Consider the following 18,351-nt stretch of genomic DNA (forward strand, 5'->3'; position numbering starts at 1 on the left):
AGCCGATCGCGATGCAAAGGCCACGCCCCACAGCAGGACATTTTCTCGTGCCTCGCACCATTTGCGCCCACAACCCGCAGACCATTCGGAAAATGACCCGAGCCAACCCTTGCGCCCCTTATTTTGCCTGGGCCTGACTGTATGAATCGTGCACAGCGTTGCAAAAGTTTTGCACCAGAATCGCACAGGCGGTCTACGCTAAATTCCTCAAGCATCCGCCGTTTACTCACTTTGCAGTGTGCAGCGGTAACGTTTCGCCGCACTGTGCAACTTAATGCACAGCCCTGCACCAGGAAAACCACCGAGTCAAGCCAAACAAAACGCCCCTTGAAACAGCGGTTTTATGCGGTTTTTACAGGACCGAACGGCTCTTTGAAGAAAAATGGGTGGCTAGATTCAGTTTGTGCACGCTTGTTGCATTCAACCCCGCATCGTCTGCAACGGTCTAACGGAAGTCAGGCCTTACAGACTCATAATAATAGTGGCAGGGCTGCCCCGCGGTGCTTTTTAGAGTGTGTGCATGGGGACTTGTTTCCTTCATTCTCGGCTTCGAAAAACACTGCTGAAAGTTGTCGGCCTGGATACAGACTGACTGCAGAATTACGACGCCTATCGAGCAAATTGCGACAGGGCCGTAAAGAAGCTGAAAGGATAGATAGGCAAGTATCGCCAACATTGTCAGCGTGATATAAGTTTGCGCCGACACAAAAAGAAAGAGCCGCCCAGATAAAAAAACAGGTGGGACGGCAGTACTCTTCTAAAAACCAAAGGAGCAAATCACGATGCGCGTGATGAAGTGGAGCATGATCGCCCTGGCTGTATCAGCAGGCACCTCGCAGTTTGCAATTGCATCCTCCCAGGACGATGCAAAAGGCTTTATCGAAGACAGCACCCTGACCGCGAAAACTCGCGCAATGTACATGAACCGTGACTATAAGGACGGCGTTGGTAACGTGCGTCGTGGTAACGGTACTTACACCACAGGCACTGACGATAAAACCAGCGGCTACCGTCAAGACACCGGTATCAGCGAACTGCTCACCTATCAGTCCGGCTTCACTCAAGGCACCGTCGGCTTCGGCGTCGATGCCATGGCCATGGGCAGCGTGAAACTCGACGGCGGTTCGGGTCGTGCGGGTAACGGCCTGTTCGCCACCAATGGTTCCGGCGAGCCTGAAAACACCCAGTCGAAACTGGGCGGCGCTGCGAAGTTCCGCATCTCCGATACTGTACTGAAATACGGCAACCAGTTCGTATCCAGCCCAGTATTTACTACAGACGACGGCCGTCTGTTGCCTGAAGTTGCCACCGGTACCCTGATCACCAGCAACGAAATCAAGGGCCTGGAACTGATCGGTGGTCGCTTCACCGCATTGAGCGCCCAGACCGGCATGGGCCGTGACAGCATCAACGGTCGCAGCCGCGTTACTGGCAAACAGAACCCGGGCCTGAGCTCTGCAAACATCGTAGGTGCTACCTACTCGGGTCTTGAGAACTTCATTTTCGCCGTGCACGCTTCCGATGTTGAAGACTACTGGAAGAAGCAGTACTTCAACGTCAACTACACCCTGCCGCTGAGCGAAAAACAATCTCTGAACTTCGACTTCAACGGCTATCGCAGCAAGGATGATGGTAAGAAGCTGGCTGGCGACCTGGACAACCGCGTCTGGAGCCTGGCAGCTGCCTATAGCATCGAAGCCCACAAGTTCACCGTGGCTTACCAGCAGTCCAGCGGCAAGACCGGCTACAACTACGGCGTTGATGGTGGTGGCACCGTTTACGTAGCCAACTCTGTGCAGATCTCCGACTTCGTGGGCGAAGACGAAAGATCCTGGCAGGCTCGCTACGACCTGAACATGGCCTCCTTCGGCGTGCCAGGCCTGAGCTTCATGACTCGCTACATTCGCGGCAGCAACGTTACCGTTGCTGACTCCAGTGACGGCAAAGAGCATGAATGGGACGTAGAAGCCAAGTACGTGCTTCAGGAAGGCCCGGCCAAAGACCTGTCCTTCCGTCTGCGTAACGCGATCTATCGTGGTACCAATAGCGATTACCGCGCGACCAACTACGACAACCTGAACGACCTGCGTCTGATCGTAGAGTACCCACTGAGCATCTTGTAATTCACGGCTCAGCGGATTGCTTTAACACGCAGTACTAATAAGAACCGCCAACCTGAGCCAGGTTGGCGGTTTTTTTTGCCTTGCAAAAGTACCCTATTGAACCCGCCGATCAAGATAGCAAGCTAACTAATAAAGTAGGCTTCAATAGCTACTTCAGACCTTGCCGATTCGAACTTACATAGTTGCCAAGTCCGAACTTGAAAACAAACAAGGGGCTGATAGCCCCTTGTCTTGAACAACATTAGCTGACCGAACGGCCAGGTCATGAAACTGACTTATTGCGCTGCTGCTTCCTGAACCACTCGAATCACCCGTTGTGGAAAAGGAATATCAATGCCCGCTGCCTTCAAGCGATCACGGGACAACTCATTGAACTGGAACAGCACGTCCCAATAGTCCGAAGTCTTGACCCATACCCGCAGCGACAGGGTAATGGCGCTATCGCCCAGGGTAGAAACCACAGCTACCGGGGCCGGATCGGCCAGTACCCGCTCATCCTTGGCCAGTTCCAGCAACACCTCGCGGGCCTTCTGCAGGTCCGCGTCATAGTCCACACCCACGTCGAACACCACCTTGCGGGTCGGCTGACGGTTGTAGTTGGTGATGATGCCGTTGGACAGGTTGCCGTTGGGCACGATCACTGTCTTGTTGTCACCGGTACGCAGCACGGTGTGGAAGATCTGGATGCTGTCGACGGTACCGCTGATGCCCTGGGCTTCGATCCAGTCACCGATACGAAACGGGCGGAACAGCAGGATCAATACCCCACCGGCGAAGTTCGCCAGGCTGCCTTGCAGCGCCAGGCCGATGGCCAGGCCGGCAGCACCGATCGCGGCCACGAAGGAGGTGGTTTCGACACCGATCATCGAAGCCACACTGACGATCAGCAGGACCTTGAGAATGATGTTGGCCAGGCTGCTGATAAAACCTTGCAGCGCCAGGTCGGCATTGCGCAGGGCCAGCAACTTGCCCACTTTGTGAGTCAGTTTGTTGATCAACCACCAGCCGATGGCCAGGGTGATGACAGCCAGCAGCACCCGGCTGCCGTATTCCATGATCATTGGAATCCAGGCCTGGGAGGCCCGGACCAGATTGTCTACTTCAGCGTTCAAATCCATCTATTTCTCCAGATTCCCGGGGTTGCGGCGCACATGACTGACAGGCAGAACGACCAGCCCCGCGGGAGCTCAATCGTTTCTGCCATTCCTCCGGCCTCGGACGCCAATAAGCTCTAGAGGTTCCCGGAGAAGCCGATCAATCGCGGAAGTTGTTGAATTGCAGCGGCATGCCGAACTCTTTGGCACGCAGGGCGGCGATGGCCTCTTGCAGGTCGTCACGCTTTTTGCCGGTCACCCGTACTTGCTCGCCCTGAATGGCGGCTTGCACTTTCAACTTGGCGTCCTTGATATGGGCGACGATTTTCTTCGCCAGTTCTTTATCGATACCTTCCTTGAGGACCGCTTCCTGCTTCATCACCTTGCCCGAGGCATAAGCGTCCTTGACCTCCAGGCACTGCACGTCGATCTTGCGCTTGACCAGGGCCAGCTTGAGAATCTCGATCATCGCTTCAAGCTGGAACTCGGCCTCGGCGGTCAGGTTGACGGTCAGCTCCTTGTCCTTGAACTCGAAGCTGCCCTTGCCCTTGAGGTCGTAGCGGCGATCCAGTTCCTTGACGGCGTTTTCCACCGCGTTGGTGACTTCGTGCTTGTCCAGTTCGGATACCACGTCAAACGACGGCATGTAATCTCTCCAAATAAAAAGGGGCGCTGTTCAAAACATCGAACACGCCCGGCTTGCGGTTAAAATCCGCGCTCATTATAACGGGTCTTTCCCCTCCTTCACCCCGCGCCCTCCCCCGGGCGGCCAAACAGAGCGAAAACCTGATGTCCACCACCTGGCATGTTCTCGGCGCCGGCAGCCTCGGCACACTGTGGGCCACCCGCCTGGCCCGCGCCGGCTTGCCGGTACGCCTGATTCTGCGTGACGCCGCCCGCTTGCAGGCCTATCAGGCGGCCGGCGGCCTGACCCTGGTAGAACAGGGCCAGAGCAGCCTGCTGGCAATTCCTGGAGAAACCAGCACCAGCAGCGCCCCCATCCAGCGCCTGTTGCTGGCCTGCAAGGCCTACGACGCCGAGGCGGCAGTGGCCAGCATCGCCCCGCGCCTGGCGCCGGGAGCCGAACTGATCCTGCTGCAGAACGGCCTGGGCAGCCAGGATGCCGTGGCCTCCCGAGTGCCCCAGGCACGCTGCATTGCCGCCTCCAGCACCGAAGGCGCCTTCCGCGATGGCGACTGGCGCGTGGTCTTTGCCGGCCACGGCTACACCTGGCTAGGGGACTCGGGGCACCCCACTCCGCCGATCTGGCTCGACGAATTGGCGGCCAGCGGCATTCCCCATGAATGGAGCACCCAGATCCTCACCCGGCTCTGGCGCAAGCTGGCACTCAACTGCGCGATCAACCCACTGACGGTACTGCACGACTGCCGTAACGGTGGCTTGCAGCAGCATCATTGCGAAGTGGCCACCCTGTGCGCCGAGCTGAGCGAGCTGCTGCAATGCTGCGGGCAACCCGCCGCAGCGCAAAACCTGCAACAGGAAGTGGAACGGGTGATCCTGGCCACCGCCGCCAACTATTCCTCAATGCACCAGGATGTCAGCAACGGGCGACGCACCGAAATCAGCTACCTGCTGGGTTACGCCTGTGAAGCCGCTGCCCGGCATCGCCTGCAACTGCCCCATCTGCAGCAGTTGCAACAGCGCCTGGTGAACCAGCTGCAGCAACGCGGATTGCCCAGCGCCTGAGCAGCGGCTACGCTCCCCACTTGCTCATTTCCAGCGATATAGCCGATGCCATTGCGCCAGCGCCTCGAAAACCTGCCAGTGGGCCAAAAGCTCCTGGCCGCCCTGCTTGTCCTGCTGACCACCGTTCTGCTGGTCGCCAACCTGACCTTTATCAGCGCGGCCTACTGGATCTCCCAGGAAAGCATGGCGCCCCAGGCGCTGCAGACCATTGGCCGCCTGGTGTCCAATCCGACCCTGGCGATCCAGGCGCTGAACTCCCCCGAAGATGCCGAGAAGCTGCTCAACGAACTCGACAGCTATACCCCGCTGCGGGCAGCCGCACTCTATGACGGCAAGGGCCAGCGCCTGGCCCAGTTGCAGCACGGCGAACGCCTCAAGCTGCCCGAACGCTACCGGCACATCGAAGCCTGGCAAATGACCGAGTTTCGCAACAACCAGGTCATCACCCTGCCCCGCCCGGGCCAGGCCCCCGGCCACCTGCTGCTGGTGGCCACCAGCGAACTGCCGATGGCCTTCTACACCGGCACCCTGACCGCCAGCCTGGGAATCCTGATCTTCAGTGTGCTGCTGTGGCTGGTCATCGCCCGGCAGATCAAGCGCCTGATCACCCAGCCGATCCATCAGCTCGAGGAACTGTCGCGCCAGGTCACCCGCGAGGAGAACTACGCCCTGCGCGCAGCCCGGGGCAACCACGATGAAATCGGCAGCCTGGCAGAAGCCTTCAACACCATGCTGTCGCGCATCGAAGCTCGCGAGCAGCAGCTCAAGCGCGCCCGGGACGACTCCCAGGCCGCCTACGACCAGGCCCAGGGGCTGGCGGAGGAAACCCGCCATACCAACCGCAAGCTGGAACTGGAAGTCCAGGTGCGCAGCAAGATCGAGAAGAAGCTCACCGGCTTTCAGAACTACCTCAACAGCATCATCGACTCCATGCCCTCGGCGCTGATCGCTCTGGATGAACAGCTCTACGTCACCCAGTGGAACCAGGAAGCCAGCGCCCTGTCCGGCACCCGGCTCGACGAAGCCCTGAACCAGCCGATCTTCCTCGCCTTCGAACCGCTCAAGCCGTTCCTGCCGCAGCTCAAGGAAACCGTCGAACAGCACACGGTGACCAAGGTGGAGCGGGTCACCTGGTTCAAGGACGAAGAACCCAAGCACTACGCCCTGACCTTCTACCCCCTGATGGGGGGCGCCGGACGCGGGGTGGTGATCCGTATCGACGACATCACCCAGCGCCTGTCCCTGGAAGAGATGATGGTGCAATCGGAGAAAATGCTTTCGGTGGGCGGCCTCGCGGCCGGCATGGCCCATGAGATCAACAACCCGCTGGGAGCGATCCTGCACAACGTACAGAACATTCGCCGACGACTGTCTGCCGATCTGCCAAAGAACCTTGAGCACGCGCAGCAGATCGGTGTTGAACTGCAGACCGTCAATCGCTACCTGGAAAGCCGCGAAGTGCCGCAACTGCTCGATGGCATTCAGCAGGCCGGAGCCCGGGCGGCGAAGATCGTCACCCACATGCTCAGCTTCAGCCGGCGCAGCAACCGGCAGATGGCCCCCTGCGACCTGCCGGCGCTGATCGACCAGGCGGTGGAGATCGCCAGCAACGACTTCGACCTGGCCATTGGCTTCGACTTCAAGGGCCAGGCGATCATTCGCCAGTTCGACCCGAACCTGGGCCCGGTTGCCGGCACTGCCAACGAACTGGAACAGGTGCTGCTCAACCTGCTGAAAAACGCCGCCCAGGCCATCCATCAGCGCGAAGATGACAGCGAACCCGGACGTATCATCCTGCGTACCCGTTTGAATCCGCCCTGGGCAGAGATCCAGGTGGAGGACAACGGAATCGGCATGAGCGAAAACGTGCGCAAGCGTACCTTCGAGCCCTTCTTCACCACCAAGGAAATCGGCCAGGGCACCGGGCTCGGCCTGTCGGTGTCGTACTTCATCATCACCAATAACCACAAGGGGCAGATGGAGGTGCAGTCCACTCGCGGGCAGGGCACTTGCTTCACCTTGCGCCTGCCCCTGGCCAGCAGCCAGCCGCTGGTCCAAGAACCGTTACCACTGGAGAACTGAACATGGGCTTTCGCTTGTCGAAGATCTACACCCGCACTGGCGACAAAGGCGAAACTGGACTGGGGGATGGCCGTCGGGTGCCCAAGGATCACCCTCGGGTCGAAGCCATTGGCGAGGTTGATACCCTGAACAGCCAATTGGGCCTGCTACTGGCAGGCCTCGGTGAGCAGAGCGGTGACTGCCCCGGGCTCGAAGAAGTGATCACAGTGCTGGCTCCCTGTCAGCATCGGTTGTTCGACCTGGGTGGCGAGCTGGCGATGCCGGTCTATCAGGCACTCAACGAGGCCGAAGTACAGCGCCTGGAGGCGGCCATCGATCTGTGGAACGAGGAGTTGGGCCCGCTGGAGAACTTCATCCTGCCCGGCGGCTCGGCGCTGATCGCCCAGGCCCATGTCTGCCGCAGCCTGGCCCGCAGCGCCGAGCGTCGCTGTCAGCACCTGAATGCCGTTGAGCCTTTGCAAGGGGTTGGGCTGGCCTACATCAATCGCCTGTCGGACCTGCTGTTTGTCGCCGCCCGACTGATCGCCAAGCGCCAGGGCATTGCCGAAATCCTCTGGCAGGCCGCCGCCAAGCCCTGACCACGCGGCTTGCGGGCGAAAGGGCCTGCAAGCGCCCGACGATGCCTCTCAGGCAAGCCTGCTCCCGCAGACCTGGGCCCAGGCTGCCATTGAGGATGTCTTCAATCCTGCGGCCAGAAGGCGCGGATACCCGCTACACCTTGAGCACCCGCTGCCCAGGCCTGCTGGCATTCGGCGGGCCCCACGCCACCCAGCAGATACACCGGCTTGTTGAAACCGCTGATCAGTTGCTCGGCCTGTTGCCAGCCCAATGGCTGTGCATCCGGATGGGTCTGGGTGGGCTGTACCGGAGACAAGGTCACGAAGTCCACGTCCATCTGCTGGGCCAGGGACAGCTCCTCGGCGTTATGGCAGGAAGCCGCCAACCAGCGATCCTTGCCAAACGGCCGCCCGGCGCTGGCGTACTTGCGCAGTTGCGCCGCAGTGATGTGCCAGCCCGCCGAGGGGAAATCCCCCAGCCATTCGAAGGGCCCCTTGAGCATCAGTTGCGCCTTGCCGGCGCACAGGCCCACCGCATCCACCGCCAGGTCGCGGTATTGCGGGTCGTAGCCGCCGGGCGCCCGCAGTTGAATCAGCTTGCAGCCCTGGGCCACGGCTTTTTGCATGCCTCGCAGCAGGGTCGGGGTTTCCAGCCCTTCCGGGGTGATCAGGTATTGGGCTGGCAGACGCGCGGCAGCGACAATCGGCTGATTGGCCGCGGGGAACTCATAGTCGGCCAGCTCACGAGCAGTGACCCAGGCCAGAGGTTGCCCTTCGGCGCCGTGAGGCTCACCGCTGAACGCCGAGACTTCCCAGACATCCAGCAGTACCTGCTTGTCCGGATAATCGTGCTGCACCTTGATCAGCGGGCGCGCTGCGGTGACGGCGATGCCCAGTTCTTCCTGTAGCTCGCGGGCCAGCGCGGCTTCGACCGCCTCCCCGGGCTCGACCTTGCCGCCGGGGAACTCCCACAGGCCACCTTGATGTTGAGTATCGGCACGCCGGGCAATCAGGATCTTGCCGCTGGCATCCCGGATAACGGCCGCAGCCACATGTACTCGTTTCACCGCACTACTTCCTCTGCTCAGGCATGTTGGCCAGGCCCTTGCGGGCCGGGCGTTGGATCTGCGCTTCGCCGGCAAGCCGGCTCCTACAGCAGGAGCGGCAACGCCGGCGAGGTTCTTAGGTGCGGTATTCCGCGTTGATCTTCACGTATTCGTGAGACAGGTCGGTGGTCCAGATGGTTTCGCTGCACGCGCCACGCCCCAGTTCGATGCGGATGGTGATTTCTTCCTGCTGCATCACCGCCGCGCCCTGGGCTTCGGTGTAGCTGGCAGCACGGGCGCCACGGCTGGCAATGCAGACTTCGCCGAGGAACACGTCGATCTTGCTGACATCCAGGTCCGGCACCCCGGCACGACCTACTGCCGCCAGGATGCGGCCCCAGTTCGGGTCCGAAGCGAACAGCGCGGTCTTGATCAGTGGCGAGTGAGCCACGGTGTAGCCCACGTCCAGGCACTCCTGGCAAGTAGCCCCGCCGTTGACTTCCACAGTGACGAACTTGGTCGCGCCCTCACCGTCACGGACGATGGCCTGGGCCACTTCCATGCACACCTCGAACACCGCCTGCTTCAGGGCAGCGAACAGCGGGCCCTCGGCCTTGGTGATTTCCGGCAGCTTGGCCTGCCCCGTGGCGATCAGCATGCAGCAGTCGTTGGTCGACGTGTCGCCGTCGATGGTGATGCGGTTGAAGGACTTGTTGGCACCGTCCAGCAACAGGTTCTGCAGCACTTCGCGGGAGACTTTGGCGTCAGTGGCGATGTAGCCGAGCATGGTTGCCATGTTCGGGCGGATCATCCCCGCGCCTTTGCTGATGCCGGTCACGGTGATGGTCACGCCATCATGCTGGAACTGGCGGCTGGCGCCCTTGGGCAGGGTATCGGTGGTCATGATGCCAGTGGCGGCGGCAGCCCAGTTGTCCACGGACAGGTCGTCCAGCGCAGCTTGCAGAGCGCCTTCGATTTTCTCTACCGGCAATGGCTCGCCGATCACCCCGGTGGAGTAAGGCAGCACGGCGCTGGCATCGACGCCGGTCAGCTCCGCCAGCTTGGCGCAGGTGCGGGACGCCGCGGCCAGGCCCGGCTCACCAGTGCCGGCGTTGGCGTTACCGGTGTTGGTCAGCAGATACCGCACCGGGCCTTGTACCCGCTGCTTGGCCAGAATCACCGGTGCGGCGCAGAACGCGTTGAGGGTGAACACCCCCGCCACCGTGGAGCCTTCGGCACAACGCATGACCACCACATCCTTGCGCCCCGGGCGCTTGATGCCGGCCGAAGCGATACCGAGCTCGAAGCCGGCAACCGGGTGCAACGTAGGCAAAGGACCAAGACCAACAGCCATGAATGCGCTCCTCTTATCAGGTGTCTGCACCGTCGTCTCAAAAGACGGTGCCGCAAATGGAAAAACGCCGCGACGGCTGATGCCGTCACGGCGCGGGTGTTTCAGTGTCTGGCGGGGATCTTAGTTGATCTGGCCGTGACAGTGTTTGTACTTCTTGCCCGAACCGCAGTAGCACAGTTCATTGCGGCCAAGCTTCTGCTCGTTGCGCACTGGCGCGGTGGCCAGGGCCACATCGACCTCGACGCCCTCTTCCAGGGCTTCCGGCTGATCCAGCCCCGGTGCCTCGGCGTGTTCGAACTGCATGCGCTGGGCCAGAGCCTCGGCTTCCTGACGCAGGCGAGCCTCTTCCTCGGCCGGGTCTTCGCGACGCACCTGGACGTGGGACAGCACGCGGATCGAGTCGCGCTTGATGGAGTCGAGCAACTCGGAGAACAGGGTGAAGGATTCGCGCTTGTACTCCTGCTTCGGGTTCTTCTGCGCGTAACCACGCAGGTGAATACCGTGACGCAGGTGGTCCATGGTCGACAGGTGGTCTTTCCACAGGTCGTCCAGTACCCGCAGAACAATCTGCTTCTCGAAAGTGCGCAGGGCTTCGGCACCGGCCTGGTCTTCTTTCTCGTTGTACGCGGCGATCAGCTCGTTGAGCAGCTTCTCGCGCAGGGTTTCCTCGTACAGGTGATCGTCTTCGTCGAGCCATTGCTGGATCGGCAGGCTGACACCGAAGCCACTCTGGATGGCTTCTTCCAGGCCTGCCACGTCCCACTGCTCAGGCAGCGATTGCGGCGGGATGTGGGCGCTGACGGTAGCGTTGAGCACGTCCTGGCGGAAGTCGGCGATGGTTTCGCCAATGTTGTCCGCGGCCAACAAGGTGTTGCGCATGTGATAGATCACTTTACGCTGCTCGTTGTTGACGTCGTCGAACTCCAGCAACTGCTTGCGGATGTCGAAGTTGCGGCCTTCGACCTTGCGCTGGGCCTTCTCGATGGCGTTGGTCACCATGCGGTGCTCGATCGCCTCGCCGGACTGCATGCCCAGGGCCTTCATGAAGTTCTTCACCCGGTCAGAGGCGAAGATACGCATCAGGCTGTCTTCCAGGGACAGGTAGAAGCGGCTGGAACCGGCGTCGCCCTGGCGGCCGGCACGGCCACGCAGCTGGTTGTCGATACGACGGGACTCATGGCGCTCGGAAGCGATCACCTGCAGGCCGCCGGACTCCAGCACTTGCTGATGGCGCTTCTGCCAGTCGGCCTTGATCTGGGCGATCTGCTCCGGAGTCGGGTTCTCCAGGGAAGCCACTTCCACTTCCCAGTTGCCGCCCAACAGGATGTCGGTACCACGACCGGCCATGTTGGTGGCGATGGTCAGGGCGCCCGGGCGACCGGCCTGGGCAATGATTTCCGCTTCCTTTTCGTGGAACTTGGCGTTCAGGACCTTGTGCTCGATGCCTTCCTTGTTGAGCAGGTTGGACATGTGCTCGGACGTTTCGATGGTCGCGGTGCCTACCAGCACCGGACGGCCCTGGGTCATGCATTCCTTGATGTCGTTGATGATCGCGGCGTATTTCTCGTCCGCGGTCAGGAACACCAGGTCGTTGTAGTCCTTACGGGCCAGCGGCTTGTTCGGCGGAATCACCATCACCTGCAGACCGTAGATCTGATGGAACTCGAAGGCTTCGGTGTCGGCGGTGCCGGTCATGCCGGACAGCTTGGTGTACAGACGGAAGTAGTTCTGGAAGGTGGTCGAGGCCAGGGTCTGGCTCTCGGCCTGGATATTGAGGTTTTCCTTGGCTTCGATGGCCTGGTGCAGGCCTTCGGACAAGCGGCGACCGGGCATGGTACGACCGGTGTGTTCGTCCACCAGGACCACCTGCCCATCCTGGACGATGTATTCAACGTTGCGGTTGAACAGCTTGTGCGCACGCAGGCCGGCGTAAACGTGGGTCAACAGGCCCAGGTTGTGCGCCGAGTACAGGCTTTCGCCTTCAGCCAGCAGGCCGACCTGGGTCAGCATTTCTTCGATGAACTGGTGACCGGCTTCGTTGAGCTCGACCTGGCGGGTCTTCTCGTCGACAGTGAAGTGACCGGCCTTGGTGACCTGGCCTTCCACTTCCTCGATGTGCTGTTCCAGGCGCGGGATCAGCTTGTTGATCTCGGTGTACAGGCGGGAGCTGTCCTCAGCCTGGCCGGAAATGATCAACGGAGTACGGGCTTCGTCGATGAGGATCGAGTCGACTTCGTCGATCACGGCAAAATTGAGCTCGCGCTGGAACTTGTCTTCCATGCTGAAAGCCATGTTGTCGCGCAGGTAGTCGAAACCGAATTCGTTGTTGGTGCCGTAGGTGATGTCGGCGGCGTAGGCAGCACGTTTCTCTTCAGGCGGCTGGAACGGCGTGACCACGCCGACGCTCAGGCCGAGGAATTCGTACAGCGGGCGCATCCAGTTGGCGTCGCGGCGAGCCAGGTAGTCGTTCACGGTCACCACGTGCACGCCCTTGCCGGACAGCGCGTTGAGGTACACACCCAGGGTCGCTACCAGGGTCTTGCCCTCACCGGTGCGCATCTCGGCGATCTTGCCTTCATGCAAGGTCATGCCGCCGATCAGCTGCACATCGAAGTGGCGCATTCCCATGATCCGCTTACCGGCTTCACGGGCGACCGCGAAGGCTTCGGGAAGCAGTTTGTCGAGGGTTTCACCCTTGGCGATACGGGCCTTGAACTCGGCAGTCTTGGCACGCAATTGATCGTCCGAAAGGGCCACCATTTGCTCTTCGAAGGCATTGACGATCTGTACCGTCTTGAGCATGCGTTTGACTTCACGCTCGTTCTTGCTTCCAAAAAGTTTCTTTAACAAAGGCGCAAACATATCGGCAGGATCTTCCACACATAGGGTTGGAGGGCGGCCCCGTGAGTCGCCCGAGCAGCCCTCATGGCCGCATGCGAACGAGCATTCTACCCGGAAACGATGGTGAGGAAAGTGGCGTTATTCCACGATGCTGGCACAGCGCTGTGACGGGGCTCACCTAAAATAAGGGCTTTTCGCTGAACTTCAAGCCCATTGACCACAGAAGTTAATGATTACGATCAGCAAAGAACCAGAAATTGATCAAAGTACGAACAAGCGATGGCGCCGGCGTGGCGGGCGCTTTCTGCTACCATGGCGCCTCTGTAACTTCAGGTTTCTGATCATGGCATTTCGCCCCCTTACGGCACGCGCTCCCGCCGTTCTTCTTCGCGAAGCCAAGCCTCTGAAAGCCATACTCGGCCACGCCCAGCGCCTGGCGCATCTGCAGCGCCTGCTGGAAAGCCAGCTGCAGCCGGCCGCTCGCGAACATTGCCACGTTGCTTCCTGGCGTGAAGGCAGCCTGCTGCTGATCGTCACCGACGGCCACTGGGCAACGCGCCTGCGCTATCAGCGAAAGCGCCTGCAACGTCAATTGCTGGAGTTCAACGAGTTCAGCAACCTGACGCGCATCCTGTTCAAGGTCCAGCCGCCGACGGTCCAGCAAGGGGCCGCGGGACACACCATGGACCTGTCGAACAACGCCGCTGAAACCATCCAGGCCACCGCAGAGGGCATCACCGACCCCAACCTGCGCGCAGCCCTGGAGCGCCTGGCCAGCCACGCCAAACCGCGGGGCTGACTCAAGCCTGTGCTTCACCGCCGCTTGCTGCCGCCGAGCAGGGAACCCATCAAGCCCCGCACCAGTTGCCGCCCCAATTGATTAGCCGCCTGGCGCATGGCCGACTTCAATGCCTGCCCGGCAGCCGTGCCAAGGAACTCACCCGCCCGGTCGGCCAGGCTGGGCTCTTCAGCCGCTGCTTTGCCAGAAGGCTGCTGATCCTGCGGTGCCAACTCCTTGCGCCCCAGCAACACTTCATAGGCTGATTCGCGGTCGATCGGTTTGTCATAGCGCCCCAGCAGCGGCGAACTGGCGATCAGGGCCTGGCGCTCGGCCTCGGTCAGCGGCCCGATCCGCGACTGCGGCGGCGCCACCAGTACCCGCTGGACCATTTCTGGCGTGCCCTTGTCCTGCAAGGTGCCCACCAGCGCTTCGCCGATGCCCAGCTCGGTCAGTACCGCCAGCGCATCGAAGGCGGGGTTGGGACGGAAACCATCCGCCACGGCGCGCAGGGACTTCTGTTCCTTGGCAGTAAAGGCCCGCAAGCCATGCTGGATACGCAATCCCAATTGAGCCAGGACATTGTCCGGCAGGTCCCCGGGCGACTGGGTAACGAAATACACCCCCACACCTTTGGAGCGAATCAGCCGCACCACCTGCTCCAACCGGTCCTGCAAGGCCTTGGGAGTACCGGCGAACAGCAGGTGCGCTTCGTCGAAGAACAGCGCCAGCAGCGGCTTGTCCGCATCGCCCCGCTCCGGCAGTTGCTCGAACAGCTCGGCCAGCAGCCATAAAAGGAAGGTCGCATAGACTTTCGGCGCCTCATGCACCAGGCGGCTGGCATCGAGCAGATGAATCCGCCCACGACCATCGGCGGCCGGCTGCAGAATGTCCTCCAGCTGCAACGCCGGCTCACCGAACAGTGCTTCGGCGCCCTGCTGCTCCAGGGTCGCCAGGCGCCGCAACAGCGCCTGGCTGGAGCCGGTGGTCATCAACGCAGCATCGTCCCCGAGCAGCTGCGGGTTGTCCTTGAGGTGGTTGAGCAGCGCCTTGAGGTCCTTCAGGTCGAGCAGCAACAGGCCTTCGCGATCAGCCACCTTGAACGCCGCATAGAGCGCCGACTGCTGGCTGTCGGTGAGTTCCAGCAAACTGCCCAGCAGCAGCGGGCCCATTTCGCTCAGGGTGGTGCGCAGAGGATGACCGCTTTGCCCATGGATATCCCACAGGGTCACCGGATAGGCCTGTGGTTGATGCTTGAGCCAGGGCATGCCGGCGATCCGCTCGGCAACCTTGCCCTGGGGGTTGCCCGCAGCACCCAGCCCACAGAGGTCGCCTTTGATGTCTGCGGCAAATACCGCCACCCCGGCATCACTGAAGGCTTCTGCAAGGCGCTGCAGGGTGACGGTCTTGCCGGTGCCCGTGGCGCCCGCCACCAGACCGTGGCGGTTGGCCAGGCGCATGGCCTGGGCGATCGGCAGGCCATCGAGGCCGGCACCGATTACGAGTTGCGATGAGTCAGGCATTTTGTCACCCCTGGTTAATCTTTGGCCTTACACGGTCGATATGAATAAATGATGGATCAGAAGTATCTGAAATAAAGGTCAGGTAATTCCCGTGGGATAGATGGAGATATCAGCTTACTTATAACACCGCCCTTCTGTGCGTTTTTCCAACCCGATGCCCTGGACTCAAAGACCTTAGCGGACACCCCAAGCCATGAACAAAAATCTGCGCTTCAGCCACAAGATCCTGCTTGCCGCCTCGCTGATCGTCATAGCTGCATTTGCACTATTCACGCTCTACAACGATTACCTGCAACGCAACGCCATTCGTGATGATCTGGACAACTATCTTCAGGAAATGGGCGACGTCACGGCAAAAAATATTCAGACCTGGCTCGCCGGTCGCGCCCTGCTGATCGAGAACATCTCCCAGTCGGTGGCCCTCAACACGGACCCTGCGAATGTCAGCAACCTGCTGGAACAGAAATCCGTCAGCTCGACCTTCATGGGGGCCTACCTGGGCAACAATGACGGCACCTTCATCATCCGTCCCAACAGCAAGATGCCGGATGGCTACGATCCTCGCGCCCGCCCCTGGTACAAGAGTGCCGAAAGCAGCAGCGGCTCGGCCCTGACCGAACCCTATATCGACCTGGCGTCCGGCCAGTTGGTGATCTCCATCGTCGACAGCGTGATCAAGGCCGGCCAGAGGATCGGTGTGGTCGGCGGCGACCTGAGCCTGCAAGTAATCACCGACAGCATCAATGCCCTGGACTTCGACGGCATGGGCTACGCCTTCCTGATCAGCGCCGACGGCAAGATCCTGGTGCACCCGGACAAGAACCTGGTGATGAAGACCCTCAAGGACGTCTACCCCCAGGACACCCCCAAGATCAGCAGTGAACTCAGCGAGATCACTGTCGATGGCAAGCCGCGCATTGTCACCTTCACCCAGATCAAGGGCCTGTCCTCGGTGAACTGGTACATCGGCCTGTCCGTGGACAAGGACAAGGCTTTCGCCATGCTCAGCGAGTTCCGCACCTCGGCGATCATCGCCACCCTGACGGCCGTGGCCCTGACCATTGCCCTGCTGGGCCTGCTGATCCGCCTGCTGATGCAGCCGCTGCACGTGATGACCCGGGCCATGCAGGACATCGCCGATGGCGAAGGCGACCTGACTCGACGCCTGAACATCCATAACCAGGACGAGTTCGGCATCCTCGGCACCGCCTTCAACCGTTTCGTCGAACGCATCCACGGCTCGATCCGCGAAGTGTCCTCGGCCACCGAGCACGTCAACGAAGTCGCCCTGCGCGTGGTCAGCGCCTCCAACTCGTCGATGCTCAACTCCGACGAGCAGGCCAGCCGCACCAACAGCGTGGCCGCCGCCATCAATCAGCTCGGGGCCGCCGCCCAGGAAATCGCCCGCAATGCCGCCCAGGCTTCGCAACAGGCCAGCGATGCGCGCAACCTCGCCGAAGACGGCCAGCAAGTGGTGGATCGCAGCATCCAGGCGATGAACCAACTGTCGGACATGATCAGCGCCTCCAGCAGCAACATCGAAACCCTCAACAGCAAGACCGTGAACATCGGGCAGATCCTCGAAGTGATCACCAGCATTTCCCAGCAGACCAACCTGCTGGCCCTCAACGCAGCCATCGAAGCGGCCCGGGCCGGCGAGGCAGGACGCGGCTTTGCCGTGGTTGCCGATGAAGTGCGCAACCTGGCGCACCGCACCCAGGAGTCGGCGCAGCAAGTGCAGGGCATGATCGAGGAGCTGCAAGTGGGCGCTCGCGAATCGGTGAGCACCATGAGCAACAGCCAGCGCCACAGCCAGGACAGCGTGGAAATCGCCAACCAGGCCGGGGAACGACTCAACAGCGTGACCCAGCGCATAGGCGAGATTGACGGCATGAACCAGTCGGTGGCCACGGCGACCGAGGAGCAGACCTCGGTGGTGGAGTCCATCAATATGGACATTACCGAGATCAATACGCTGAATCAGGAAGGCGTGGAAAACCTCCAGGCCACCTTGCGGGCCTGCTCCGATCTGGAGCAGCAGGCAGCACGCTTGAAGCAACTGGTGGGCAGTTTCAGGATCTGAAAGCGCCCAACGCCCTGTCGCCGGCTAGCCGGCGGCAGGCTCAAGCAGGCTTGGGCCGGGATGGCGCCTGGGGTTCCTGCTGCAATTGCTCCCACAACTGCGCGGCATCGGGAAAATCGGTGCCGTCGTCAGGGCTCAACTCATCGGGGTCATAACGGCTCAGGCAACCTTCGCCGAGGGTGGCGGGTGCCTTGGACGTGGCTTTATCCAGTGGATCGGTCATCGGGCTGACCTCGTGAGGTGCAAAACCAGGAGCGGGGTATTGAACCCCCGTGCCTGGTTTTTTTTCAATCAGAACACCACAGTCTTGTTGCCGTGCACCAGCACACGGTCTTCCAGGTGATAGCGCAGGCCGCGGGCCAGGACCATTTTCTCCACGTCACGACCGAAACGCACCATGTCCTCGATGCTGTCGCTGTGGCTGACCCGCACCACGTCCTGCTCGATGATAGGACCAGCGTCCAGTTCCTCGGTGACGTAGTGGCAGGTTGCGCCGATCAGCTTCACACCGCGCAGCGAGGCCTGATGGTAAGGCTTGGCACCGACAAAGGATGGCAGGAAGCTGTGGTGGATGTTGATCACCTTGTGCGCGTACTCGCTGCACAGCTCCGGCGGCAGGATCTGCATGTAGCGCGCCAGCACCACCACTTCGGCGTCGTGCTGCTTGACCAGGCGCGACACCTCGGCGAAGGCCGGCTCCTTGTCCTGCGGGTTGACCGGCACGTGGTAATAAGGAATGCCGTGCCACTCGACCATGCTGCGCAGATCATCGTGGTTGGAAATCACACAGGCGATCTGGCAATCCAGCTCATCGCTGTGCCAGCGGTGCAGCAAGTCGGCCAGGCAGTGGGATTCGCGGCTGGCCATCAGTACCACGCGCTTTTTCTCGGCGGTATCGGTAATGCGCCAGTCCATCGAGAACTCTTCGGCGATCGGCGCAAAGGCCTCGCGAAAAGCCTCCAGGCCAAAGGGCAGTGAATCGGCACGAATCTCGTGGCGCATGAAAAACCAGCCACTGAGATTGTCCGAGTGGTGGCTCGCTTCGGTGATCCAACCGTTGTGGGAGGCTAGAAAGTTACTGACTTTGGCAACGATGCCAACGCGGTCAGGGCAAGAAATCACCAACCGAAAGGTGCGCATGGGGGGGAAACTCCAGAACTTCG

At 61.0% G+C, this 18,351-nt stretch carries 14 protein-coding genes and 1 pseudogene; 7 read left to right on the forward strand and 8 right to left on the reverse strand.

Features of this window, described 5'->3' with window-relative positions; all coding sequences use genetic code 11:
* Positions 1-782 precede the first annotated feature (782 nt).
* Positions 783-2,123, forward strand: a complete 1,341-nt coding sequence (locus AC1RMG_RS15240; RefSeq protein WP_015636771.1) for an OprD family porin — start codon at positions 783-785, stop codon at positions 2,121-2,123.
* A gap of 275 nt (positions 2,124-2,398) precedes the next feature.
* Here AC1RMG_RS15240 and AC1RMG_RS15245 read toward each other — a convergent pair whose 3' ends face one another.
* Both AC1RMG_RS15245 and AC1RMG_RS15250 read right to left on the reverse strand, forming a co-directional pair.
* Positions 2,399-3,241, reverse strand: coding sequence for a mechanosensitive ion channel family protein (locus AC1RMG_RS15245; RefSeq protein ID WP_011063028.1), 843 nt, complete (start codon positions 3,239-3,241; stop codon positions 2,399-2,401).
* Positions 3,242-3,377: 136 nt separating this feature from the next.
* Positions 3,378-3,863, reverse strand: a complete 486-nt coding sequence (locus tag AC1RMG_RS15250) for a YajQ family cyclic di-GMP-binding protein (protein WP_011063029.1) — start codon at positions 3,861-3,863, stop codon at positions 3,378-3,380.
* A 143-nt stretch (positions 3,864-4,006) separates the two neighbouring features.
* On the opposite strand from AC1RMG_RS15250, the gene AC1RMG_RS15255 reads away from it, so the two are divergent.
* The 3 genes from AC1RMG_RS15255 to AC1RMG_RS15265 are packed head-to-tail and all read left to right on the forward strand — an operon-like array spanning position 4,007 to position 7,584.
* Positions 4,007-4,924, forward strand: coding sequence for a putative 2-dehydropantoate 2-reductase (locus AC1RMG_RS15255; RefSeq protein ID WP_125062106.1), 918 nt, complete (start codon positions 4,007-4,009; stop codon positions 4,922-4,924).
* A 45-nt stretch (positions 4,925-4,969) separates the two neighbouring features.
* Positions 4,970-7,006 carry a sensor histidine kinase gene (locus AC1RMG_RS15260; protein ID WP_493169559.1) on the forward strand — a complete coding sequence of 679 codons (2,037 nt, stop codon included), beginning with the start codon at positions 4,970-4,972 and terminating at the stop codon, positions 7,004-7,006.
* A gap of 2 nt (positions 7,007-7,008) precedes the next feature.
* On the forward strand, positions 7,009-7,584 hold the full coding sequence (locus tag AC1RMG_RS15265) for a cob(I)yrinic acid a,c-diamide adenosyltransferase (protein WP_065365300.1): 576 nt from the start codon (positions 7,009-7,011) through the stop codon (positions 7,582-7,584).
* Positions 7,585-7,685: 101 nt separating this feature from the next.
* Here AC1RMG_RS15265 and AC1RMG_RS15270 read toward each other — a convergent pair whose 3' ends face one another.
* From AC1RMG_RS15270 to secA, 3 genes are all read right to left on the reverse strand, one after another.
* Entirely contained in the window at positions 7,686-8,630 is a 945-nt protein-coding gene (locus tag AC1RMG_RS15270) for a Nudix family hydrolase (RefSeq protein WP_011063033.1), read from the reverse strand.
* A gap of 115 nt (positions 8,631-8,745) precedes the next feature.
* On the reverse strand, positions 8,746-9,963 hold the full coding sequence (gene argJ, locus AC1RMG_RS15275) for a bifunctional glutamate N-acetyltransferase/amino-acid acetyltransferase ArgJ (RefSeq protein WP_015636776.1): 1,218 nt from the start codon (positions 9,961-9,963) through the stop codon (positions 8,746-8,748).
* 120 nt (positions 9,964-10,083) lie between these two features.
* Positions 10,084-12,825, reverse strand: coding sequence for a preprotein translocase subunit SecA (secA, locus tag AC1RMG_RS15280; protein ID WP_011063035.1), 2,742 nt, complete (start codon positions 12,823-12,825; stop codon positions 10,084-10,086).
* A 322-nt stretch (positions 12,826-13,147) separates the two neighbouring features.
* Between secA and AC1RMG_RS15285 the strand changes: the two genes are divergently transcribed.
* Complete coding sequence (locus AC1RMG_RS15285; RefSeq protein ID WP_493169562.1) at positions 13,148-13,603, forward strand: DUF721 domain-containing protein; 456 nt, start codon at positions 13,148-13,150, stop codon at positions 13,601-13,603.
* Between the two features lie 14 nt (positions 13,604-13,617).
* Here the strand turns inward: AC1RMG_RS15285 and AC1RMG_RS15290 are convergent, their stop codons facing one another.
* Positions 13,618-15,105 (reverse strand): helicase HerA-like domain-containing protein, encoded by a 1,488-nt coding sequence (locus AC1RMG_RS15290; RefSeq protein ID WP_053153471.1) that lies wholly within the window; start codon positions 15,103-15,105, stop codon positions 13,618-13,620.
* Between the two features lie 193 nt (positions 15,106-15,298).
* Between AC1RMG_RS15290 and AC1RMG_RS15295 the strand changes: the two are divergent.
* Both AC1RMG_RS15295 and AC1RMG_RS15300 read left to right on the forward strand, forming a co-directional pair.
* Positions 15,299-16,330, forward strand: a pseudogene (locus AC1RMG_RS15295) (HAMP domain-containing protein); the annotation flags it as partial.
* A gap of 93 nt (positions 16,331-16,423) precedes the next feature.
* Positions 16,424-17,188, forward strand: coding sequence for a methyl-accepting chemotaxis protein (locus AC1RMG_RS15300; protein WP_370059447.1), 765 nt, complete (start codon positions 16,424-16,426; stop codon positions 17,186-17,188).
* Between the two features lie 40 nt (positions 17,189-17,228).
* Here the strand turns inward: AC1RMG_RS15300 and AC1RMG_RS15305 are convergent, their stop codons facing one another.
* Together AC1RMG_RS15305 and purU are read right to left on the reverse strand one after the other, a co-directional pair.
* Positions 17,229-17,411 carry a hypothetical protein gene (locus tag AC1RMG_RS15305; RefSeq protein ID WP_011063039.1) on the reverse strand — a complete coding sequence of 61 codons (183 nt, stop codon included), beginning with the start codon at positions 17,409-17,411 and terminating at the stop codon, positions 17,229-17,231.
* A gap of 68 nt (positions 17,412-17,479) precedes the next feature.
* A complete protein-coding gene (gene purU / locus AC1RMG_RS15310) occupies positions 17,480-18,328 on the reverse strand; it encodes a formyltetrahydrofolate deformylase (RefSeq protein WP_011063040.1) in 849 nt (282 codons plus the stop codon).
* Between the last annotated feature and the right edge of the window lie 23 nt (positions 18,329-18,351).

The organism is Pseudomonas sp. GW822-FHT04H02 (genome assembly GCF_058800645.1).